General features: G+C 63.9%; 21 protein-coding genes. 11 read left to right on the top strand and 10 right to left on the bottom strand.

Going from position 1 to position 21124, the window contains the following annotated elements; all coding sequences use genetic code 11:
* Positions 1-31: 31 nt before the first annotated feature.
* The 3 genes from alr to dadA form a co-directional block, all read right to left on the bottom strand.
* Positions 32-1105: an alanine racemase gene (gene alr / locus MnOB_RS17745; protein WP_077525548.1), complete on the bottom strand. Its 1074-nt coding sequence runs from the start codon at positions 1103-1105 to the stop codon at positions 32-34.
* A gap of 67 nt (positions 1106-1172) precedes the next feature.
* Positions 1173-1526, bottom strand: a complete 354-nt coding sequence (locus MnOB_RS17740; RefSeq protein ID WP_077525547.1) for a RidA family protein — start codon at positions 1524-1526, stop codon at positions 1173-1175.
* Positions 1501-2799 carry a D-amino acid dehydrogenase gene (gene dadA / locus MnOB_RS17735; protein ID WP_077525546.1) on the bottom strand — a complete coding sequence of 433 codons (1299 nt, stop codon included), beginning with the start codon at positions 2797-2799 and terminating at the stop codon, positions 1501-1503. The genes MnOB_RS17740 and dadA overlap by 26 nt, the downstream gene beginning before the upstream one ends.
* 158 nt (positions 2800-2957) lie before the next feature.
* Here dadA and MnOB_RS17730 point away from each other — a divergent pair, with 158 nt between their 5' ends.
* Both MnOB_RS17730 and MnOB_RS17725 read left to right on the top strand, forming a co-directional pair.
* Complete coding sequence (locus MnOB_RS17730; RefSeq protein WP_016495366.1) at positions 2958-3446, top strand: winged helix-turn-helix transcriptional regulator; 489 nt, start codon at positions 2958-2960, stop codon at positions 3444-3446.
* 99 nt (positions 3447-3545) lie between these two features.
* The gene (locus MnOB_RS17725; protein WP_077525545.1) at positions 3546-4868 is read left to right on the top strand and encodes an NAD(P)/FAD-dependent oxidoreductase; all 1323 of its coding nucleotides are present in this window, start codon (positions 3546-3548) and stop codon (positions 4866-4868) included.
* 196 nt (positions 4869-5064) lie between these two features.
* Here the strand turns inward: MnOB_RS17725 and MnOB_RS17720 are convergent, their stop codons facing one another.
* Positions 5065-6222: an MFS transporter gene (locus MnOB_RS17720; protein ID WP_077525544.1), complete on the bottom strand. Its 1158-nt coding sequence runs from the start codon at positions 6220-6222 to the stop codon at positions 5065-5067.
* A gap of 127 nt (positions 6223-6349) precedes the next feature.
* Positions 6350-7843, bottom strand: coding sequence for an aldehyde dehydrogenase (locus MnOB_RS17715; protein WP_077525543.1), 1494 nt, complete (start codon positions 7841-7843; stop codon positions 6350-6352).
* Between the two features lie 229 nt (positions 7844-8072).
* Here MnOB_RS17715 and aptA point away from each other — a divergent pair, with 229 nt between their 5' ends.
* Positions 8073-9413 carry an omega-aminotransferase AptA gene (aptA, locus tag MnOB_RS17710; protein ID WP_077525542.1) on the top strand — a complete coding sequence of 447 codons (1341 nt, stop codon included), beginning with the start codon at positions 8073-8075 and terminating at the stop codon, positions 9411-9413.
* Between the two features lie 14 nt (positions 9414-9427).
* Positions 9428-9793 (top strand): cupin domain-containing protein, encoded by a 366-nt coding sequence (locus MnOB_RS17705; protein ID WP_077525541.1) that lies wholly within the window; start codon positions 9428-9430, stop codon positions 9791-9793.
* Positions 9794-10069: 276 nt separating this feature from the next.
* Here the strand turns inward: MnOB_RS17705 and rpmG are convergent, their stop codons facing one another.
* Together rpmG and rpmB are read right to left on the bottom strand one after the other, a co-directional pair.
* The gene (rpmG, locus tag MnOB_RS17700) at positions 10070-10225 is read right to left on the bottom strand and encodes a 50S ribosomal protein L33 (RefSeq protein WP_003464575.1); all 156 of its coding nucleotides are present in this window, start codon (positions 10223-10225) and stop codon (positions 10070-10072) included.
* A 10-nt stretch (positions 10226-10235) separates the two neighbouring features.
* Entirely contained in the window at positions 10236-10472 is a 237-nt protein-coding gene (gene rpmB, locus MnOB_RS17695; protein WP_077525540.1) for a 50S ribosomal protein L28, read from the bottom strand.
* A 358-nt stretch (positions 10473-10830) separates the two neighbouring features.
* Between rpmB and MnOB_RS17690 the strand changes: the two genes are divergently transcribed.
* Entirely contained in the window at positions 10831-12405 is a 1575-nt protein-coding gene (locus MnOB_RS17690; protein ID WP_077525539.1) for an ABC transporter substrate-binding protein, read from the top strand.
* On the opposite strand, the gene radC is transcribed toward MnOB_RS17690, so the two are convergent.
* Complete coding sequence (gene radC, locus MnOB_RS17685; protein WP_077525538.1) at positions 12402-13076, bottom strand: RadC family protein; 675 nt, start codon at positions 13074-13076, stop codon at positions 12402-12404. The two genes, MnOB_RS17690 and radC, sit on opposite strands and share 4 nt — an antisense overlap.
* Positions 13077-13211: 135 nt before the next feature.
* Here radC and coaBC point away from each other — a divergent pair, with 135 nt between their 5' ends.
* The 5 genes from coaBC (at position 13212) to MnOB_RS17660 (ending at position 18945) form a co-directional block, all read left to right on the top strand.
* A complete protein-coding gene (coaBC, locus tag MnOB_RS17680; RefSeq protein ID WP_077525537.1) occupies positions 13212-14420 on the top strand; it encodes a bifunctional phosphopantothenoylcysteine decarboxylase/phosphopantothenate--cysteine ligase CoaBC in 1209 nt (402 codons plus the stop codon).
* 6 nt (positions 14421-14426) lie between these two features.
* Complete coding sequence (dut, locus tag MnOB_RS17675) at positions 14427-14882, top strand: dUTP diphosphatase (RefSeq protein ID WP_077525536.1); 456 nt, start codon at positions 14427-14429, stop codon at positions 14880-14882.
* 1235 nt (positions 14883-16117) lie between these two features.
* Positions 16118-17515, top strand: coding sequence for a phosphomannomutase/phosphoglucomutase (gene algC, locus MnOB_RS29055; protein WP_199824550.1), 1398 nt, complete (start codon positions 16118-16120; stop codon positions 17513-17515).
* A 21-nt stretch (positions 17516-17536) separates the two neighbouring features.
* A complete protein-coding gene (gene argB, locus MnOB_RS17665) occupies positions 17537-18442 on the top strand; it encodes an acetylglutamate kinase (RefSeq protein ID WP_028626893.1) in 906 nt (301 codons plus the stop codon).
* Between the two features lie 59 nt (positions 18443-18501).
* Positions 18502-18945, top strand: a complete 444-nt coding sequence (locus MnOB_RS17660; RefSeq protein WP_077525534.1) for an acyl-CoA thioesterase — start codon at positions 18502-18504, stop codon at positions 18943-18945.
* 6 nt (positions 18946-18951) lie between these two features.
* On the opposite strand, the gene MnOB_RS17655 is transcribed toward MnOB_RS17660, so the two are convergent.
* Positions 18952-19545, bottom strand: a complete 594-nt coding sequence (locus MnOB_RS17655) for a DUF4124 domain-containing protein (protein ID WP_107504100.1) — start codon at positions 19543-19545, stop codon at positions 18952-18954.
* A 22-nt stretch (positions 19546-19567) separates the two neighbouring features.
* Positions 19568-20209, bottom strand: coding sequence for an orotate phosphoribosyltransferase (gene pyrE / locus MnOB_RS17650; protein ID WP_077525533.1), 642 nt, complete (start codon positions 20207-20209; stop codon positions 19568-19570).
* An 80-nt stretch (positions 20210-20289) separates the two neighbouring features.
* Here pyrE and MnOB_RS17645 point away from each other — a divergent pair, with 80 nt between their 5' ends.
* A complete protein-coding gene (locus MnOB_RS17645) occupies positions 20290-21069 on the top strand; it encodes an exodeoxyribonuclease III (RefSeq protein ID WP_077525532.1) in 780 nt (259 codons plus the stop codon).
* Positions 21070-21124 lie beyond the last annotated feature (55 nt).

Raw genomic sequence — 21124 nt, 5'->3', positions numbered from 1 at the left:
TGATCAAGATACCGATCACTTCACCGAAGAATCAGGATCCGCTGTAGACGAGCGGTACGCGGCGCAGGTTGCAGAAGATCTGATAGGGAATGGTGCCGGCATGAGCCGCCACGTCACTGGCCAGAACCTCCTTGCCCCAGAGTTCGACTCGGCTGCCCAAACCTGCATCGGGCAGATCGGTGAGGTCGACCGTGAGCATGTCCATGGAGACCCGGCCAATCAGGCGGCTCGGCTGCCCGTCGATGCTCACCGGAGTCCCGGTGGGCGCGTGGCGCGGATAACCATCGGCGTATCCCATGGCGACGACGCCGACGCGAGTCGGGCGCTCGGTGACGAACTTCGCGCCATAGCCAACCGGCTGACCAGCCGGCAGTTCACGTACGCTGATGATCTTCGATTCGAGGGTCATCACCGGTTTCAGGCGCTCCGCCAGGGCGTTGGGCTGCTCAAAGGGAGTCGCGCCGTAGAGCATGATGCCGGGGCGCACCCAATCGCTCGGCACCTGCGGCCAACCCAGCACGGCCGGCGAGTTGCGCAGGCTGACCTCGGCCTCGAGTCCGGCGCGGGCCTGCTCGAATACCGCCACCTGCTCGACGCTGCTGCTGCAATCCAGCTCATCGGCGCGGGCGAAGTGGCTCATCAATACGATCTTCTCGACCTTTCCACTCGCCTGCAGGCGCTGCCAGGCATCACGGTACTCAGCCGGATGCAGACCAACGCGGTGCATGCCCGAATCCAGCTTGAGCCAGACGCTCAGCGGCTTGTGCAGATTGGCGCGCTCGATGGCTTCCAGCTGCCAGCTGGAGTGCACCACGGTCCAGAAATCGTGTTCCTGGATCAGCTCCAGCTCATCGGCCTCGAAGAACCCTTCCAGCAGCAGGATCGGCTTGCGGATGCCCGCCGCGCGCAATTGCAGCGCTTCCTCGATGCAGGCCACGGCGAAGCCGTTGGCCTCGGATTCCAGTGCCTGGGCGCAGCGCACCGCGCCATGGCCGTAAGCATCCGCCTTGACCACGGCGAGCGCCTTGGCGCCGCTGACTTCGCGAGCGAGGCGGTAGTTGTGGCGCAAGGCTTCTAGATCGATCAGGGCACGGGCGGGACGCATGGCGAGGGCTTCTTCTAATTGATCGGGTGGAAAAAACCCGGCGCGAACGCCGGGCTGAGCAAGAAACTTAGGGAAGAGCGGCGACGACCGTCATTTCCACCAGCACATCGGGCGAGTACATCTTCGCCTCGACGCAGGCACGGGCCGGAGCGGCGCCCTTCGGCACCCAGGCATCCCACACCGCGTTCATCGCGGCGTAGTCCGCCTCCATGTCCTTCAGGTAGATGGTTACCGACAGGATGCGACTCCTGTCGGTACCGGCCTCGTCCAGCAGCGCGTCAATGGCGGCCAGGGTTTCGCGAGTCTGCTGGCCGACACCTGCGCTGTGCTTCTCATCCAGTTGGCCGGCCAGGTAGACCGTGCCGTTGTGGATGACAATTTCGCTGTAGCGGGTTTCAGTGCGCAGGCGCTGGATTGACATTGCTCGGGGTCTCTTTGGAATTGCCGTAGCGGAAGATGTCCAGGCCTTCTGCGCTGATCTGCGGACGCTTGCGCGCCATCAGGTCCGCCAGCAGGCGGCCGGAGCCGCAGGCCATGGTCCAACCCAGGGTGCCGTGGCCGGTATTGAGGAACAGGTTGCGGAACGGAGTGGCGCCCACGATCGGGGTGCCGTCCGGAGTCGCCGGGCGCAGGCCGGTCCAGAAGCTCGCCTGGGACAGATCGCCACCTTCCGGATAGAGGTCGGCGGTGATCATTTCCAGGGTGTCGCGGCGAGCCGGATTCAGGTCCAGGTTGAAACCGGTGATCTCGGCCATGCCGCCCACGCGGATGCGCTTGTCGAAGCGAGTGATGGCGACCTTGTAGGTCTCGTCGAGAATGGTCGAAGTCGGAGCCATGGCCGGATTGGTGATCGGCACGGTCAGCGAATAACCCTTGAGCGGATAGACCGGGGCCTTGATGCCCAGCGGCTTGAGCATTTGCGGGGTGTAGCTGCCGAGCGCCAGGACGTAGCGGTCTGCGGTTTCCAGCTTGCCATCGATCCACACGCCATTGATACGGTCGCCGGCGAAGTCCAGACCTTCGATGTTCTGGCCGAAGCGGAATTCCACGCCCAGCTTCTCCGCCATCTCGGCGAGGCGGGTGGTGAACATCTGGCAGTCGCCGGTCTGGTCGTTGGGCAGGCGCAGGGCGCCGGCGAGCTTGTGCTTGACGTTGGCCAGGGCCGGTTCGACGCGGGCGATGCCGTCACGGTCGAGCAATTCGTAGGGCACGCCGGATGCTTCGAGCACGGCGATGTCCTTGGCCGCGGCGTCTACCTGGGCCTGGGTGCGGAACAGTTGGGTGGTACCGAGCGCGCGGCCTTCGTAGCTGATGCCGGTTTCAGCGCGGAGCTCGTCGAGGCAGTCGCGGCTGTACTCGGACAGACGCACCATGCGCTCCTTGTTCACCGCATAGCGGGCGGCGGTGCAGTTGCGCAACATCTGCGTCATCCACAGGTACTGGTCGATGTCGCTGGTGGTGCGGATGGCCAGCGGCGCGTGCTGCTGCAGCATCCATTTGACGGCCTTCAGCGGCACGCCGGGCGCAGCCCAGGGCGATGCGTAACCGGGGGAAACCTGGCCAGCGTTGGCGAAGCTGGTTTCCATGGCCACGGCGTTCTGGCGGTCGACCACGACCACCTCGAACCCCGCTTGGGCCAGGTAATAGGCGCTAGTCGTACCGATCACACCACTGCCAAGGACCATCACTCGCATGTCTGTCTCCATTCGCAACGGGGATTCCGCTGCGTTTGTTATTTTGAGCGTCGTTGACGCGAAGTATAGGGAGACAAACGCAGTGATATTCACTATATAGATAGCCATATTTGGCGATAATTCTCGGCAGAATGCGCTTCAGCGGAGGGGCATCCACCATGCGCACCCAGCATCAATCCCGTCGTGAACTGGACAAGATAGACCGGAATATTTTACGAATCCTGCAGGAAGACGGCCGGATCTCCTTCACCGAGCTGGGCGAACGCGTGGGGCTTTCCACTACGCCCTGCACCGAGCGTGTGCGCCGCCTGGAGCGCGAGGGCATCATCCTCGGCTACAACGCGCGGCTGAACCCGCAGCACCTGAAGGCCAGCCTGCTGGTATTCGTCGAGATCAGCCTGGACTACAAGTCCGGCGACACCTTCGAAGACTTCCGCCGCGCCGTACTCAAGCTGCCCCATGTTCTCGAATGTCACCTTGTCTCGGGCGATTTCGACTACCTGGTGAAAGCCCGAATCAACGAGATGGCCTCCTACCGCAAGCTGCTCGGCGACATCCTGCTGAAGCTGCCTCACGTGCGTGAATCCAAGTCCTACATCGTCATGGAAGAAGTGAAAGAGTCACTGAACCTGCCGATCCCCGACTGATTTGTTACGAGCGTTCCGAACCCCTTGGCACCGCTCGGGGGTTCGCCTTATCCTGCCCGGGCGTAAAATTTTCCAAACAACAAAATCAGGATTTCGCACATGAACGCCCGCGTTCGCATCCCGGTGCATACCGAACACCACGCCCCCTCCTATTACGCAGCGACCGCCAATCGGCGCATCGATTACCCGCCCCTGGCGGGAGAGGAGGTGGCCGACGTGTGCATTGTCGGTGGTGGTTACTCCGGGCTGAACACGGCGATCGAACTGGCCAAGCGCGGTCGCTCCGTGGTGTTGCTGGAATCCCGCCAGATCGGCTGGGGCGCCAGCGGGCGCAATGGTGGGCAGCTGATTCGTGGCGTCGGCCATGGCGTCGAGCAGTTCGAGTCGGTAATCGGCGCCGAAGGCGTACGCTCACTCAAGCTCATGGGTCTGGAAGCGGTGGAGATCGTCCGGCGCCGCGTCGAGGAGTTCTCCATCGACTGCGACCTGACCTGGGGCTACTGCGACCTCGCCAACAAGCCGCACGACCTTGCCGGCTTCGCGGAAGACATGGAAGAGCTGAAAGGCCTCGGCTACCGCCATGAGATGCGCCTGCTGCAAGCCAACGAGATGCGCAGCGTGGTCGGCTCGGACCGCTACGTTGGCGGCTTGATCGACATGGGTTCCGGTCACCTGCATCCGCTGAACCTCGCCCTGGGCGAGGCCGCTGCCGCGCAATCCCTCGGCGTGCGCCTGTTCGAGCATTCCGCGGTCACCCGCATCGACTACGGCCCCGAAGTGAAGGTGCATACCGCCCGTGGACACGTCCGCGCCAAGACCCTCGTGCTGGGTTGCAACGCGTACATGAATAACCTCAACGCCACCCTCGGCGGCAAGGTGCTGCCCGCCGGCAGCTACGTGATTGCCACCGAACCACTGTCGGCCGAACTCGCCCGTGAATTGCTGCCGCAGAACATGGCGGTCTGCGACCAGCGCGTGGCGCTGGATTACTACCGGCTCTCCGCCGACAACCGCCTGCTGTTCGGCGGTGCTTGCCACTATTCGGGGCGCGACCCGGCGGACATCGCCGCCTACATGCGACCGAAGATGCTCAAGGTATTCCCGCAACTGGAGAACCTGCGCATCGATTACCAGTGGGGCGGCATGATCGGCATCGGCGCCAACCGTCTACCGCAGATCGGCAAGCTGCCTGACCAGCCCAATGTCTACTTCGCCCAGGCCTATTCCGGTCACGGCGTGAACGCCACCCACCTGGCTGGCCAATTGCTGGCCGAGGCCATCTGCGGCGAGCAGAGCAACGGCTTCGATATCTTCTCCAAGGTCCCGCATATCACCTTCCCGGGCGGCCGCCACCTGCGCTCGCCGCTGCTGGCCCTCGGGATGCTCTGGTACCGGATGAAGGAAGCGGTGGGGATCGCCTGATACCCCCTCTGTGGAGATCCGCCACGCGGATTTCCACCCTACGATTGCGCCACTCCCAGCCCCGTAGGGTGCGCCGTGCGCACCGGCAAATCCGCGCGGACGTTTCGGTGCGCGCAGCGCACCCTACGCGGTTTCACCCTCAATCTTGGCGTCCTGGCAACATCATTCGCCAAGGTCCGCAACCCACGCCCATGCTCTATCCCTGATCGCCAACCACCTCCGCGTTGTCATCGAACAGGTCGCGGGTCCAAGCCAGCCAAACGAATCCTGCAGCCCCCAGGGCCATCATCAGCGGCAACGCATGGCCACTTATCCACTGGCTTGCGGCGCCAGTTACCAGAGGCCCGATCAGGCAGCCGACCCCCCAGAGCTGGGCGATATGGGCGTTGGCCCGTACCAGCTCGTCATCCCGATAGCGTTCGCCGATCAGGATCAGCGCCAGGGTGAAGAGTCCTCCCGCGCTGGCTCCGAACAGCACCCAGATCGGCCAGATCAGCAGTGTATGAAGCAATAGCGGAATGGCCAGGCTACTCGCCAGCAGCGCGACGCCACAGATGCGGAACAGGCTGAGGCGGGACATCCGATCTGCCAGCCAGCCAATGGGCAGCTGCAGTGCGGCATCACCCACCACCACGACGCTGGCCATCAACAGGGCCACTTCCTGGGTGAATCCCTGGCGCAGGCCGTAGATCGGCAGCAAGGTCAGCATCATCGCTTCAAAGGCGGCGAACAGTACGACTGCCCAGGCAATGGTCGGCAGGCGCGTGCAGAAGGACCAGAGTCCGCGACCCGAGGCACTATGAGCATCGACGCTGGGGGCGCCGGTACGGCCGAGCAATAGCAGCGAACCACCCACCAGCAGCCCGGTGCCGGTCCAGAAACCGAGATCGTTGCCGGTGCCGAGTGCCGCAAGCAGCAATGGGCCAGACAGTTGGCTCAGGGCGTAGCCGGTGCCATAGAGAGCAACCAGGCGGCCGCGCCACTCTTCCACTGCCAATTGGTTGATCCAGCTTTCGCCGAGGATGAACACCACCGTCAGGGCGACACCGATCAACAACCGCAGCAACAACCAGACGGGATAAACCTGCACCAGCGCCAGCAAGCCCACGGACAACGCGCCCACCAGCAGACAGAGCTGCATCAGGGTCGTGGTGCCGAACCGTGCTGCCAGGCGCCCGGCGATCACAGCACCGAGCAACACACCTACCGCCGGGGTCGCCGCCATCACGCCGATGGCGAAGCTGTCATAGCCCCAGCTCTCCAGCCGCAGCGACACCAACGGCATGGTCACGCCCAGGGCGAGGCCGATGCTGATGACCGCGCCGCACACCGCGAAATAGGTTCCCCAACGCATCGCCGATGTCCTCCCTTTCCTTGTCGGGCAAAGCAAAAACGGCCGGGCTCCATTACTGGAAACCCGGCCGCAGGCGTGGCTCGTAGAGCCGGCCCCTCGATTTAGAGGGGCGGACCTCAATGTACTGTCAGAGCTTGATCCAGGTGGATTTCAGCTCGGTGTACTTGTCGAAGGCGTGCAGGGACTTGTCGCGACCGTTGCCGGACTGCTTGAAGCCGCCGAAGGGGGCGGTCATGTCGCCGCCGTCGTACTGGTTGATCCAGACGCTGCCGGCGCGCAGGGCCTTGCCGACCAGGTGAGCGCGGGACAGGTTGTTGGTCCATACCGCTGCGGCCAGGCCGTAGATGGTGTCGTTGGCGATAGCGACGGCTTCTTCTTCGCTGTCGAAGGCGATGACCGAGAGCACCGGGCCGAAGATCTCTTCCTTGGCGATGCGCATGGCGTTGCTCACGCCGTCGAAGATGGTCGGCTCGACGTAGGTGCCGCCGGTTTCTTCCAGCACGCGCTTGCCACCGGCCACCAGCTTGGCGCCGTCGTCATGGCCGGCCTGGATGTAGGACAGCACGTTGTTCATCTGGGTGGTATCCACCAGGGCACCGACGTTGGTTGCCGGGTCCAGCGGGTTGCCCGGTTTCCAGGCCTTGATCGCCTCGACCACCATGGGCACGAACTTGTCCTTGATGGAGCGCTCCACCAGCAGGCGCGAACCGGCGGTGCAGACTTCGCCCTGGTTGAAGGCGATGGCACCAGCCGCGGCTTCGGCGGCGGCCTGCAGGTCAGGGGCGTCGGCGAAGACGATGTTCGGGCTCTTGCCGCCGGCTTCCAGCCAGACGCGCTTCATGTTGGATTCGCCGGCGTAGATCATCAGTTGCTTGGCGATCTTGGTGGAGCCGGTGAACACCAGGGTGTCGACGTCCATGTGCAGGGCCAGGGCCTTGCCCACGGTGTGGCCGAAGCCCGGCAGTACGTTCAGCACACCCGCCGGGATACCGGCTTCGATGGCCAGCTGGCCCAGGCGAATAGCGGTCAGCGGCGACTTCTCGGAGGGTTTCAGCACCAGCGAGTTGCCGGTGGACAGTGCCGGGCCGAGCTTCCAGCAGGTCATCAGCAGCGGGAAGTTCCACGGCACGATGGCAGCGACAACGCCTACCGGCTCACGGGTCACCAGGCCCAGTTCGTTGTGCGGGGTGGCCGCCACTTCGTCGTAGATCTTGTCGATGGCCTCGCCGCTCCAACGGATGGCGCGGGATGCGGACGGGACGTCGACGCTCAGGGAGTCACTGATCGGCTTGCCCATATCCAGGGTTTCCAGCAGGGCCAGCTCTTCGGCGTGGGCGTCGATCAGGTCGGCGAAACGAATCATCACTTCTTTGCGCTTGACCGGCGCCAGGCGCGACCACACACCGGACTCGAACACGGCGCGGGCATCCTTCACTGCCAACTCGGCGTCGGCCAGATCGCAGCTGGCGACCTTGCCCAGCAGACGACCATCGACCGGGCTGATGCAATCGAAGGTCTCGCCGGAAACGGCGTTGGTGTATTCGCCATGGATGAAGGCGCGGGTCTCGATCTGCACGGACTTGGCGCGTTGTTCCCAGTCTGCACGGGTCAGGGTGGTCATCGGAGCTTTCCTCTTATTAGAAGAGTGCCGCCAGCTCAGGCATGCACTGTCAAAAATTCTGCAAGGCCAACCTACATCTGGCCATCCTCGCAACCCTAAACCAGAGAGACTAGCCTTTTCAATATATTTTACAGTTGGCGGCCAAACGCCCTTGTCATGTTCGTTATATTAAACATAGACTCCGCCAAAATCATTACAACACCTCACCTCGCCTTCCCTGGTGGTCACAATGACAAACGCCTTCGCACCTCAACCGGGCAGAATATCCAACAGCCTGGACGACTTCTGGATGCCTTTCACCGCCAACCGCCAGTTCAAGGCCAAACCGCGCCTGCTGGAAAGTGCCGAAGGGATGTACTTCACCAGCACCGATGGCCACCAGGTCCTCGATGGCACCGCCGGGCTCTGGTGCTGCAACGCCGGCCACGGTCGCCGCGAGATCACCGAGGCGGTGAGCAAGCAGATCGCCAAGCTGGATTTCGCACCGACCTTCCAGATGGGGCATCCCCTGCCCTTCGAGCTGGCTGAACGCCTGGCCGATATCGCCCCCAAAGGTCTCAGCAAGGTGTTCTTCACCAACTCCGGTTCGGAGTCGGCGGATACGGCGCTGAAGATCGCCCTCGCCTACCAGCGCGCCATCGGCCAGGGCACCCGCACCCGCCTGATCGGCCGCGAGCTGGGTTACCACGGGGTAGGGTTCGGCGGCATTTCGGTAGGTGGTATGGTCAACAACCGCAAGGCCTTCCCTGCCCTGCTGCCTAACGTCGATCACCTGCCACACACCCTGGACATCCAGCGCAATGCCTTCAGCCGTGGCCTGCCGGAGTTCGGCATCGAGAAGGCCGACGAGCTGGAGCGCCTGGTGACCCTGCATGGCGCCGAGAACATAGCCGCCGTGATCGTCGAACCCATGTCCGGCTCGGCTGGCGTGATCCTGCCTCCGGTGGGCTACCTGCAGCGCCTGCGCGACATCACCCGCAAGCACGGCATCCTATTGATCTTCGACGAAGTCATCACCGGCTTCGGCCGCGTCGGCCAAGCCTTCGCCGCCCAGCGCTGGGGCGTCACCCCGGACATCATCACTTGCGCCAAAGGCCTGACCAACGGCGCCATTCCCATGGGCGCAGTGTTCGTCGCCGAGGAGATTTACCAGGCCTTCATGCACGGCCCGGAAAGTGCCATCGAGTTCTTCCACGGCTATACCTACTCCGGCCACCCGGTGGCTTGCGCCGCCGCCCTGGCAACCCTGGACATCTACCAGGGCGAGCGCCTGTTCGAGCGCGCCGTTGAACTGGAAGGCTACTGGCAGGACGCACTGCTCAGCCTGCGTGACCTGCCCAACGTGATCGACATTCGCGCAGTCGGCCTGGTCGGCGGCGTCCAGCTCGCCCCGAGCGCCGAAGGCGTCGGCAAGCGCGGCTTCCAGGTGTTCGAGCAGTGCTTCCACGACGACCTGATGGTCCGCGTCACCGGCGACACCATCGCCATGTCGCCACCGCTGATCGTGGAAAAGGAACAGATCGACATTCTCGTCGGCAAGCTCGCCGACTCCATCCGCAAGGCCGTCTGAACAAGGACCGCACAATGAACATCCAGCAGATCGTCGACTTCGCCCAGGCCACCACCGCACCGGAGCACTACCGTCCGGCCCCCGAGAAGATCCTCAAGGGCGATCCCGAGCAGAGCGTGCGCAACCACTACGGCAGTCCGTGCGGCCAGTTCAATGTGGGTATCTGGGAAGGCGCCGTGGGTCACTGGACCGTGAGCTACAGCGAGCACGAGTACTGCGAGATTCTTCAGGGCGTGTCGGTCATCCGTGATGCGGACGGCAACGCCAAGACCGTACGCGCCGGCGATCGCTTCGTCATCCCGGCCGGCTTCTCCGGCACCTGGGAAGTGCTCGAGCCTTGCCGCAAGGTCTACGTGATTTTCGAGCAGGCTGCCGGCTAAGCCTGCCCTGTCCAATGCTTGTCACCCTTCAGCCCGCCATTGGCGGGCTTTTTTATGGGCAAAAGCCAAGGATTGTTTTTTCTGTGGGGGCGATTTCAATCGCTGAGCAGGCCGCAGGCCTGCCCTCTGCCCCTCACTGGGTCGGCTTCGCCGCCCTTAGCGAATGAATTCGCCCCCACAAGCCAGGTCTGTAGCCCGAAGCCAATCCGCCGGCAGCAAATCACAGGCATGAAAAAGCCCGCACTAGGCGGGCTTTCTCGACAAGGGCCGGATCAATTACTTGATCTTGGCTTCCTTGTACATCACATGCTTACGCACGACCGGATCGAATTTCTTGATTTCGATCTTGTCGGGAGTGGTGCGCTTGTTCTTGTCGGTGGTGTAGAAGTGGCCGGTACCGGCACTGGACACCAAACGGATCAGTTCACGCATGATTAGCTCCTTAAACCTTTTCGCCGCGAGCGCGCAGTTCAGACAGAACTACGTCGATGCCGCGCTTGTCGATGACACGCATACCCTTGGCGGAAACGCGCAGACGTACAAAGCGCTTCTCGGACTCGACCCAGAAGCGATGGTGCTGCAGGTTCGGCAGGAAACGACGACGGGTTTTGTTGTTTGCGTGGGAAATGTTGTTCCCAGTAGCCGGACCCTTACCGGTTACTTGACAGACTCTCGACATGACTCAGCCCTCTAAACCACATGCCCAACCCGGCATGGGTTGGCCGCTTGAACTCTCACATTTTTGGGCGCTTGAACGCCCGTCTCGTCGGGGTCTTACCGGCCGCATTGTGACTGCGAAAGACCGGGCCCCCAGAAAAGAGCGCTGCTTTATATCAGAAAGGCCCTAGTGCAGCAAGGGCCGTAGCGTTTTACCCACAGGCCCCGAGAAGCCGCAATCATACCCGCGCCGCTGCACCAAGGGGGCTCTGGCGAGGCAACCGCTCGTCGCCCGCGCGCATTGTCCGCCGCCCTTGCTTGGTCTAGGGTAAGGCCTTTGGCCCGCCGCGGGCCCGCCCTCTCATGCAAAGGAGCTTGCCATGCGTTTCGCTGCCCTCCCGCTGCTGTTCGCCCCGCTGTTTGCCCAGGCCGCCACATTGAGCGTCTGCACCGAGGCCAGCCCAGAGGGGTTCGACGTGGTGCAGTACAACTCCCTGACCACCACCAATGCCTCCGCCGATGTGCTGATGAACCGCCTGGTGGAATTCGACGCACAAGACAGCAAGCTGGTATCGGGGCTGGCCGAACGCTGGGACGTCTCCGCGGACGGGTTGACCTACACCTTCCAGCTGCGCCAGGGCGTGGCCTTCCACTCGACCGACTACTTCAAGCCAAGCCGCGCGCTGGCTGCTGACGACGTGGTGTTCAGCTTCCAGCGCATGCTCGACCCGGCCAACCCCTGGCACAAGGTCGCGCAAAGCGGGTTCCCCCATGCCCAGTCCATGCAGCTGCCGGGCCTCATAAAGAGCATCGACAAGCTGGACGACCGGCAGGTGCGCTTTACCCTCAACAAGCCGGACTCCACCTTCCTCGCCACCCTGAGCATGGGCTTCGCCTCTATCTATTCGGCCGAATATGCCGACCAGTTGATGAAGGCGGGCACGCCCGAAAAGCTCAATGCCCAACCCATCGGCACCGGCCCCTTCATCTTCCGCCGCTTCCAGAAGGACGCCGCTGTTCGCTACGCCGCCAACCCCGACTACTTCGGCGGCAAACCGGGCGTCGATGGCCTGATCTTCGCCATCACCCCCGACGCCAATGTGCGCCTGCAGAAGCTGCGTCGCGGCGAATGCCAGGTCGCCCTGTCGCCCAAGCCCCTGGACGTGCAGTCGGCAGCCAGCGACAAGAGCATCAAGGTGATCCAGACCCCCGCCTTCATGACTGCCTTCGTCGGCATCAACAGCCAGCATCCGCCGCTGGACAAGCCTGAAGTCCGCCAGGCGATCAACCTCGCCTTCGACAAGCCGAGCTACATCAAGGCCGTATTCGAAGGCAGCGCCACCGCGGCCGATGGCCCCTACCCGCCGAACACCTGGAGCTACGCCAAGGACCTGCCGGCTTACCCGCACGACCTGCAGAAAGCCAAGACCCTGCTGGCCCAGGCGGGCCTGAAGGACGGATTCAAGACCACCATCTGGACCCGCCCCTCCGGCAGCCTGCTCAACCCAAACCCGAGCCTGGGCGCCCAACTGCTCCAGGCCGACCTGGCCAAGGTGGGCATTCAGGCCGAGATCCGCGTGATCGAATGGGGCGAGCTGATCCGTCGCGCCAAGGCCGGCGAGCACGACCTGCTGTTCATGGGCTGGGCCGGCGACAACGGCGACCCGGACAACTTCCTCACCCCGCAGTTTTCCTGCGCCTCGGTGCAATCCGGGCTCAACTTCGCACGCTACTGCGACGCCGGGCTCGACAAGCTGATCGCCGACGGCAAGAGCCACACCGACCCGGCCGAGCGCACCAGCCTTTATACAAAGGCACAGCAGATCATCCGCGAGCAGGCACTCTGGCTACCCCTGGCCCATCCCACGGCCTTCGCCCTGACCCGTTCGAACGTCGAGGGTTATCAGGTCAGCCCCTTCGGCCGGCAGGATTTCTCGAAGGTGAAGCTGGACTAGACCCAGCCCCGCTCGGCCATCGACAGCGGCTCACCATCCCCCACGATGAAGTGGTCGAGCACACGCACGTCGATCAGCGCCAGCGCCTCCTTGAGACGCCGGGTCAGCTGACGATCGGCTTCGCTGGGCTCGGCGACCCCGGACGGATGGTTGTGGCTGAGGATCAGCGCTGCCGCGTTGTGCGCCAGCGCGCGCTTGACCACCTGACGGGGATAGACGCTGGCGCCATCGATGGTGCCGTGGAACAGGACTTCGAAGGCCAGCACCCGGTGCTTGGCGTCGAGGAACAGGCACGCGAACTGCTCGTGATGGGAATGGCGCAACTGAGCCTTGAGGAAATCGCGCACCGCCTGGGGACTTTCCAGCGCCGAGTCGCGACGCAGCCCTTCGGCCAGGTGGCGACGGGACATCTCCAACACCGCCTGCAACTGGGCGAACTTGGCCGGCCCCAGACCGAGGTGCTGGCTGAACTCCTGCAGTTCGGCCTCCAGCAAGGCACGTAGGCTGCCGAAGTCGTTCAGCAGGTGGCGCGCCAGATCGACGGCACTGCGGCCAGCCACCCCGGTTCGCAGGAAAATGGCGAGGAGCTCGGCGTCGCTCAGGGCCGCCGCACCCAGTTCAAGAAGCTTCTCCCGCGGACGCTCCGCCGCGGGCCAATTGCGGATGCTCATGACACCTCCATGGTTGAGCCGCGCCGCTGTTCCAGTGCGGGCGCTGTGCTATCTTAACCCACCTTTTTTGCGCGACGATCGGCCTGGGGAGGCGCCTTCGCCGCAGCACATCTTCAACCTCATAAAGGCAGGCCTATGCAGCGGCTCTATCGGAAACGCATCCTTCTGGGCGTGGGCGGCGGCATTGCCGCCTACAAGAGCGCTGAACTGGTTCGCCGACTGCGCGACCAGGGCGCCGAGGTCCGCGTGGTAATGACCCAGGGTGGCCGCGAGTTCATCACCCCGCTGACCCTCCAGGCCCTCTCCGGGCATCCCGTTCACCTCGAACTGCTCGACTCCGCCGCCGAAGCGGCAATGGGGCATATCGAGCTGGCTCGCTGGGCCGACCTGGTGCTGATCGCGCCGGCTACGGCCGACCTGATGGCACGCCTGGCGCAAGGCGTCGCGGATGACCTGCTGACCACCCTGGTGCTCGCCACCGATGCCCCGGTTGCCCTCGCTCCCGCGATGAACCAGGCCATGTGGCGCGATCCGGCTACCCAGGCCAATCTGGAAATCCTCGCCAAACGCGGACTGCGCCTGTTCGGCCCGGCTGCCGGCAGCCAGGCCTGTGGCGACATCGGCCTGGGCCGCATGCTCGAAGCCGAGGAATTGGCCCAATGTGCTGCCGATTGCTTCGAACACCGGGCACTGACCGGACGCCACGTGCTGATCACCGCCGGCCCGACCCAGGAAAACATCGACCCGGTGCGCTACATCACCAACCACAGCTCTGGAAAGATGGGCTTCGCCCTGGCCGAGGCCGCCGTTGAAGCCGGCGCCAAGGTGACCCTGATCACCGGCCCGGTACATCTGCCTACGCCGGATCGGGTCAACCGCATCGACGTCGTCAGCGCCCGCGACATGCTCGCCGCCTGTGAAGCGGCCATGCCCTGCGACCTGTTGATCGCCGCCGCCGCTGTGGCTGATTACCGCCCGGAAGTGGTTGCACAGCACAAAATGAAGAAAGACCCGACCAGTGGCGAGGGCCTGCTACTGCAGCTGGTACGCAACCCCGATATCCTCGCGACGCTCGCCGGCCGCGCCGACCGCCCCTTCAGCGTGGGCTTCGCCGCCGAGACCGAGAACCTGCTCGAGTACGCTTCGCGCAAGCTCAAGGACAAGAACCTCGACCTCATCGTCGCCAATGACGTGGCCAACCCGAGCATTGGCTTCAACAGCGAGGAGAACGCCATCACCGTCATCGACCGTGACCTGGCCCAATCCAGCTTCGCCCAGACCAGCAAGGGCAAGATCGCCCGCCAGCTGATCGCCTTCATCGCCGACCGCCTCAACCAGGCCTGAGACTCCATGCACTCACTGCAAGCCAAGATCCTCGATTCCCGTCTCGGCAGCGAATTCCCGCTGCCGCAATACGCCACCCCAGGCTCCGCCGGCCTCGACCTGCGTGCCATGCTCAAGGAAGAAGTCGTCCTCGAGCCGGGCCAGACCATCCTGATTCCCACCGGCCTGTCGATCCACATCGCCGACCCGGGCCTGGCCGCACTGGTCCTGCCGCGCTCCGGCCTTGGCCACAAGCACGGCGTAGTCCTCGGGAACCTCGTGGGCCTGATCGACTCCGACTACCAGGGCGAGCTGATGGTGTCCTGCTGGAACCGCGGCCAGACCGCCTTCCGCATCGCCATTGGCGAACGCATCGCCCAGCTGGTACTGGTGCCCGTGGTCCAGGCGCACTTCGAACTGGTCGACGAGTTCCACGAAAGCGAACGCGGTGCCGGCGGGTTCGGTCACACCGGCAGCCACTGACAGAACCACACCAGGACGAACCGCCCAGGAGACGTTCAGTGAAACTCTTCAAGCGCAGCAGCAAGGACGCCGCCCCCAATGGAGCGGCCATCCGGCCGGCCGACTCCCGGGCCGTTCGCAAGAGCTCTGACGACCTGCTCCCCGGTGCGCTCGCCGCCCTCACGGGTATCGCCGCAGCCGGAGCACTGCTCTGGTTCGGTGTCCTCGGCCCTGCCGAGCAGGCCCGGATCGACCAGCTCGGCCAGGCCTGGGGCGGTAGTCAGGCCGCTACCCTGCGCCAGGCCATCGCCCAACTGCAGGCCGATACCAGTGCCGCCGCCCATGACCCCAGCCTGATCACCGCCCTCACCGGTGGCGACGCTGGCCAGTTGCTGGCGGCCGAACGCGGACTGGGCTATCGCGACGGCGTGGTCGATGCCCACCTCAACCTGCCCGGGCAGGCCCAGCAGAACAGCCAGCGTGCCGCGCCGATGAACTTCGCTGCGCTCGACATGCTGCGGCGCCTGGAAAATGGCCAGCAACCCAGCCCGGAAGCCTACAAGGTGGGGGAGCGCTGGCTGGTCTACAGCGCCGCGCCGCTGCGCCTGAATGAACAAAGCGTCTCCCAGGGCACCCTGCTGCTGGTGTTCGACCTGGACCGACTGCTGCGCAGCCTGCCGACAGTATCGGCGGATATCGGCCAGTTGCAGCTGACCCAGCAATTCAGCAATTCCCCGGCCCAGGTCCTCGCCCAACGCGGCCAGCCCGGCGGCGCCGCGCCCATCGCCCTGGACAGCGGCAATCCGAACTGGAAGCTCAGCTTCACGCCCGGCCAGACCCTGACCCAGACCAGCTTCTCGCCCCTGCTGCTGGCCCTGGCCGCCCTGCTCGCCCTCGGCGGCGCTGTGTTCGGCCTGAAACTCAGCCAGGGCGCCCTGCAGCGCAAGCTGCGCGATGACGCCCAGCAGCTCAATCAGCTATTGCAAGAACTCTCGAACGGCAAGAGCGTCAAAGCCTTCAGTCTGCGCCTGCCGGCGCTGGACAGCCTGGCCCAAGCGCTAGCCCGCCAACCCAGGCGCAAACCCGAGCCGGCGCCGGACAATGGCCTGGTCCAGGCGCCCGCCGGCAACCACGTTGCCCCGGCATCCGCCCGACCGACCGAATCGGCCGACCCGCTTTTCCAAGATACCGACATTCTCGATATCGACATCCTCGACGAAGACCAGGACCTCCTGGGATTGGAGCAAGCCCCCGCCATGACCAGCATCGAACAGATCGCTCCCCCCCTGCCCGCCAGCATTTTCCGCGCCTATGACATCCGCGGCGTGGTCGGCGATACCCTCACCACAGAAACCGCCTACTGGGTAGGTCGCGCCATCGGCTCCGAGAGCCTGGCTCGCGGCGAACCCTGCGTTTCGGTCGGCCGCGACGGTCGCCTGTCCGGCCCCGAGCTGGTCCAGGCGCTGATCCAGGGCCTGATGGATTGCGGCTGCCAGGTCACCGACGTCGGCATGGTGCCGACTCCGGCGCTCTACTACGCCGCCAACGTCCTGGCTGGTAAGTCCGGCGTGATGCTCACCGGCAGCCACAACCCGCCGGACTACAACGGCTTCAAGATCATGGTCGCCGGCGAAACCCTGGCCAACGAACAGATCACCGCCCTGCACACCCGCATCCAGAACAACGACCTGGCCAGCGGCGTCGGCAGCATTGAAGCGGTCGACGTGCTGGACCGCTACTTCCGCGAAATCCGCGACGACATCGCCCTGGCCAAGCCCATGAAAGTGGTGGTGGACTGCGGCAACGGCGTCGCCGGCGTGATCGCCCCGCAGCTGATCGAAGCCCTGGGCTGCACCGTGATCCCGCTGTTCTGCGACGTCGACGGCACCTTCCCGAACCACCATCCGGACCCGGGCAAGCCGGAGAACCTGGAAGACCTGATCGCCAAGGTGAAAGAAGAGAAGGCCGACCTGGGCCTGGCCTTCGACGGCGACGGCGACCGTGTCGGCGTGGTGACCAACGAAGGCACCATCATCTACCCGGACCGCCTGCTGATGCTGTTCGCCAAAGACGTGGTATCGCGCAACCCGGGCGCCGACATCATCTTCGACGTCAAGTGCACCCGCCGCCTCACCTCCCTCATCAGCGGCTACGGCGGCCGTCCGGTGATGTGGAAAACCGGCCACTCGCTGATCAAGAAAAAGATGAAGGAAACCGGCGCCCTGCTGGCTGGCGAAATGAGCGGCCACATCTTCTTCAAGGAGCGCTGGTACGGCTTCGACGACGGCATCTACAGCGCTGCGCGCCTGCTGGAAATCCTCAGCCAGGACAAGCGTGATGCCGAACATGTGTTCTCGGCCTTCCCCAAAGACGTCTCCACTCCGGAAATCAACATCACCGTCACCGACGAGAGCAAGTTCCACCTGATCGAGCGCCTGCAGCGCGAGGCCAATTGGGGCGAAGCCAACCTCACCACCCTCGATGGCGTGCGTGTCGATTATCCGAAGGGCTGGGGCCTGTGCCGCGCCTCCAACACGACTCCCGTGCTGGTGCTGCGCTTCGAGGCCGACACCGAGGAAGAGCTGGAGCGCATCAAGCAGGTGTTCCGCAGCCAGCTCACCCTCATCGCCCCTGAACTCAACCTGCCGTTCTGATCCGTTTCACTGGAGCCCAGCATGACCCTCAGCCTTGACGCTGCTTCCCACGTCGCCCAGGTCCTGTCCGAAGCGCTGCCCTATATCCGCCGCTTCGTCGGCAAGACCCTGGTGGTCAAGTACGGCGGCAACGCCATGGAAAGCGACGAGCTGAAGGCCAGCTTCGCCCGCGACGTAGTGCTGATGAAGGCAGTCGGCATCAACCCCGTGGTGGTGCACGGCGGCGGCCCGCAGATCGGTGACCTGCTCAAGCGCCTGTCCATCGAAAGCCACTTCGTCGACGGCATGCGCGTGACCGACGCGCAGACCATGGATGTGGTGGAAATGGTCCTCGGCGGCCAGGTGAACAAGGACATCGTCAACCTGATCAACCGCCACGGCGGCAGCGCCATCGGCCTGACCGGCAAGGACGCTGAGCTGATTCGCGCGAAGAAGCTCACCGTCACCCGCCAGACCCCGGAGATGACCCAGCCGGAAATCATCGACATCGGCCACGTGGGCGAGGTCGCCAGCGTCAATACCGACCTGCTGAACATGCTGGTGAAGGGCGACTTCATTCCGGTGATCGCCCCGATCGGTGTCGGCGCCAACGGCGAGTCGTACAACATCAACGCCGACCTGGTAGCCGGCAAGGTGGCCGAAGCGCTGAAGGCCGAGAAGCTGATGCTGCTGACCAACATCGCCGGCCTGATGGACAAGCAGGGCCAGGTGCTCACCGGCCTGTCCACCGAGCAGGTCAACGACCTGATCGCCGATGGCACCATCTACGGCGGCATGCTGCCGAAGATCCGCTGCGCCCTGGATGCGGTGCAGGGCGGCGTGAATGCCGCGCACATCATTGATGGCCGCGTGCCCCATGCGGTGCTGCTGGAGATCTTCACCGACAGCGGTGTCGGCACCCTGATCACCAACCGCAAGCGTCACTGAGCGGAGCGAAACCCAGACAGGCCGGAGTGATCCGGCCTGTTCTTTTTCAAGGAGCAGAAATGGCCAAGCTGTCCCGTGATGACTTCAGCTTCTTCCACCCCCTGCGCGTGCGCTGGGCCGAAGTCGACCCGCAAGGCATCGTCTTCAATGGCAACTACCTGACCTACGCCGACGTCACCATCACCGAGTATTTCCGGAATCTGGAGGTGGCTTACCCCGCCGACCTGCTGAAGGACGGGGGCGACTTCTTCGCGGTGAAGACGTTGCTCGAATACCTGGCGCCAGCGCGCTTCGACGACCTGCTGGATATCGGCGTGCGGGTCAGCCGCCTGGGTGGCGCGAGCATGGCCTTCGAGCTGGGTATCTGGCGTGGAGTCGACCAGCTCACCTCAGGCGAGGTGGTTTACGTGCATGCCGACGCCGACAATCGCAAGAGCCTGCGGTTGCCGGACTGGCTGAGGGAAAGGGTGCGGGGTTTCGAGCGAATCGCACCGGCCGACTGAGGCGCGTCAGCGAATCCCGCCGAGCAGTTCGGCCAGGCGTGCACGATCGGCAGCGAATGCGGCCTTGGCGGCTTCGCGGCTCTTCTCGTAGCGGGCGATATCCGTATCAAGGCCTTTCTGCTGGTCGCGCAGGTTGTTGATCTGCTCCACCAGGTGGGCCGGCACTTCACGTCCGGCCCGCTCGCTTTCCGCAGCCTGGCTCTGCAGGTTGGCCTGCTGGGTGCGCAGCGACTGCTGGTTGCCACGGGCAACGCCAATCATCCCATCCAGCTCGGCGAGCTTGCGTCCCAGGGCGCGGTCGACGTCCTCGACGCTGGTATAGAGACGCAGCAACTGGGCATCGGAACTGGCGCGGGCCTTGGCGTCGAGCTGACGCTGCATTTCCTCACGGCTCGGCGCGGGCGGGATCACGCGAATGACCCGCCCCTGCTCGTTGAGCACTTCATAGCCCTTGCCGATGTATTCCGGCGGAACGCCCTGACGATCCAGGACGGTCACGCCCTTGTCATCGACGTAGCGATACAGCTCGGCCGCGCCGACCAGCGCCGGCAGCAGCAGAACCAGCGCCAGGCTGTAGCGGAATGCAGGCGACTTCAGCATGAGGACTCCCAGTCCCGAATGGTCAGATACCGAAGTTGGCGCGATAGGTTTCCACGGCTGGCAGGTGCTTCTTCAGCTCCGCGTCACCGGCCAGGTACTCCAGTACTTGCTCCAGGGATACGATGCTGATGACCGGCATGCCGAAGTCGCGCTCTACTTCCTGTATAGCCGAGAGTTCGCCCTGACCGCGTTCCTGGCGATTCAATGCGATCAGCACACCGGCTGCCTGGGCGTCCTGGGCCTGGATGATTTGCATCACTTCGCGGATCGCGGTGCCGGCGGTGATCACGTCATCGATGATCAGCACGCGACCGGAAAGGGGGGCGCCGACCAGGGTGCCGCCTTCGCCATGATCCTTCGCTTCCTTGCGATTGAAACACCACGGGGTGTCGATCTGATGATGTTCGGCCAGGGCCACGGCAGTAGCCGCAGCCAGCGGAATGCCCTTGTAGGCCGGACCGAACAGCACATCGAAAGGAATGCCGCTGTCGACCACCGCAGCCGCATAGAATCGGCCGAGCTGGGCAAGGGCCAGGCCGCTGTTGAACAGGCCGGCGTTGAAGAAGTAGGGGCTGGTACGACCAGATTTGAGAGTGAACTCACCGAAACGCAGAACTCCGCGCTCGATGGCAAAGCGAATGAAATCGCGCTGATACGCCTGCATGAAAAGCCTCGGACGGCACGGATTTAGCTAAATAGAAAGAGCTCGGGTATCATACACGCACGTGTTTTTGGGGGCCATTTATGCGGATCATCAGTGTGAACGTGAATGGTATTCAAGCGGCAGCCGAGCGAGGTCTCCTCAGCTGGCTGCAAGCTCAGAATGCCGACGTGATCTGCCTGCAAGACACCCGTGCCTCCGCCTTCGACCTGGACGACCCTGCCTTCCAACTGGATGGTTATTTCCTCTATGCCGGCGATGCCGAAGTGCCAGCCCAAGGTGGCGTGGCGCTCTATTCGCGGTTGCAACCCAAGGCGGTTATCTGGGGACTCGGTTTCGAGTCCTGCGATCGGTACGGACGCTACCTGCAGGCAGATTTCGACAAAGTGAGCATCGCCACCCTGCTGCTGCCATCCGGGCAAGGCGGGGACGAGAACCTGAACCATAAGTTCAAGTTCATGGACGACCTCACTCATTACCTCAACAAGCAGCGCCGCAAGCGTCGCGAATACATCTACTGCGGCTCGCTGTACGTCGCCCACCAGAAGCTGGATGTGAAGAACTGGCGCGATTGCCAGCAGATCCCCGGTTTCCTGGCGCCCGAGCGTGCGTGGATGGACGAGGTGTTCGGCAACATGGGCTACGTCGATGCCCTGCGCGAAGTCAGCCGCGAAGGCGACCAGTTCAGCTGGTGGCCGGACAGCGAGCAAGCCGAGATGCTCAACCTTGGCTGGCGCTTCGACTATCAGGTGCTGACCCCGGGGCTGCGCCGCTTCGTGAAGGGCGCCAAGCTGCCGCGCCAGCCGCGCTTCTCGCAGCATGCGCCGCTGATCGTTGATTACGACTGGCTGCTGAGCGTGTGATCCATGTCTAGTCCTGAAATAGGTTTACACCTATCAGGCTAACCTCCAGACCTCA

It is taken from the genome of Metapseudomonas resinovorans, from assembly GCF_002003485.1.
In the GTDB taxonomy this organism is placed as follows: Bacteria; Pseudomonadota; Gammaproteobacteria; order Pseudomonadales; family Pseudomonadaceae; genus Metapseudomonas; species Metapseudomonas resinovorans_D.
Note: the sequence above shows the minus strand (reverse complement) of the source record. Positions and strands in the feature narration are given on the sequence as shown.

Excerpts from the sequence above, each read along its gene's own strand:
- alr (WP_077525548.1), bottom strand. The coding sequence starts at position 1,105 with ATGCGTCCCGCCCGTGCCCTGATCGATCTAGAAGCCTTGCGCCACAAC.
- MnOB_RS17740 (WP_077525547.1), bottom strand. The coding sequence starts at position 1,526 with ATGTCAATCCAGCGCCTGCGCACTGAAACCCGCTACAGCGAAATTGTC.
- dadA (WP_077525546.1), bottom strand. The coding sequence starts at position 2,799 with ATGCGAGTGATGGTCCTTGGCAGTGGTGTGATCGGTACGACTAGCGCC.
- MnOB_RS17730 (WP_016495366.1), top strand. The coding sequence starts at position 2,958 with ATGCGCACCCAGCATCAATCCCGTCGTGAACTGGACAAGATAGACCGG.
- MnOB_RS17725 (WP_077525545.1), top strand. The coding sequence starts at position 3,546 with ATGAACGCCCGCGTTCGCATCCCGGTGCATACCGAACACCACGCCCCC.
- MnOB_RS17720 (WP_077525544.1), bottom strand. The coding sequence starts at position 6,222 with ATGCGTTGGGGAACCTATTTCGCGGTGTGCGGCGCGGTCATCAGCATC.
- MnOB_RS17715 (WP_077525543.1), bottom strand. The coding sequence starts at position 7,843 with ATGACCACCCTGACCCGTGCAGACTGGGAACAACGCGCCAAGTCCGTG.
- aptA (WP_077525542.1), top strand. The coding sequence starts at position 8,073 with ATGACAAACGCCTTCGCACCTCAACCGGGCAGAATATCCAACAGCCTG.
- MnOB_RS17705 (WP_077525541.1), top strand. The coding sequence starts at position 9,428 with ATGAACATCCAGCAGATCGTCGACTTCGCCCAGGCCACCACCGCACCG.
- rpmG (WP_003464575.1), bottom strand. The coding sequence starts at position 10,225 with ATGCGTGAACTGATCCGTTTGGTGTCCAGTGCCGGTACCGGCCACTTC.
- rpmB (WP_077525540.1), bottom strand. The coding sequence starts at position 10,472 with ATGTCGAGAGTCTGTCAAGTAACCGGTAAGGGTCCGGCTACTGGGAAC.
- MnOB_RS17690 (WP_077525539.1), top strand. The coding sequence starts at position 10,831 with ATGCGTTTCGCTGCCCTCCCGCTGCTGTTCGCCCCGCTGTTTGCCCAG.
- radC (WP_077525538.1), bottom strand. The coding sequence starts at position 13,076 with ATGAGCATCCGCAATTGGCCCGCGGCGGAGCGTCCGCGGGAGAAGCTT.
- coaBC (WP_077525537.1), top strand. The coding sequence starts at position 13,212 with ATGCAGCGGCTCTATCGGAAACGCATCCTTCTGGGCGTGGGCGGCGGC.
- dut (WP_077525536.1), top strand. The coding sequence starts at position 14,427 with ATGCACTCACTGCAAGCCAAGATCCTCGATTCCCGTCTCGGCAGCGAA.
- algC (WP_199824550.1), top strand. The coding sequence starts at position 16,118 with ATGACCAGCATCGAACAGATCGCTCCCCCCCTGCCCGCCAGCATTTTC.
- argB (WP_028626893.1), top strand. The coding sequence starts at position 17,537 with ATGACCCTCAGCCTTGACGCTGCTTCCCACGTCGCCCAGGTCCTGTCC.
- MnOB_RS17660 (WP_077525534.1), top strand. The coding sequence starts at position 18,502 with ATGGCCAAGCTGTCCCGTGATGACTTCAGCTTCTTCCACCCCCTGCGC.
- MnOB_RS17655 (WP_107504100.1), bottom strand. The coding sequence starts at position 19,545 with ATGCTGAAGTCGCCTGCATTCCGCTACAGCCTGGCGCTGGTTCTGCTG.
- pyrE (WP_077525533.1), bottom strand. The coding sequence starts at position 20,209 with ATGCAGGCGTATCAGCGCGATTTCATTCGCTTTGCCATCGAGCGCGGA.
- MnOB_RS17645 (WP_077525532.1), top strand. The coding sequence starts at position 20,290 with ATGCGGATCATCAGTGTGAACGTGAATGGTATTCAAGCGGCAGCCGAG.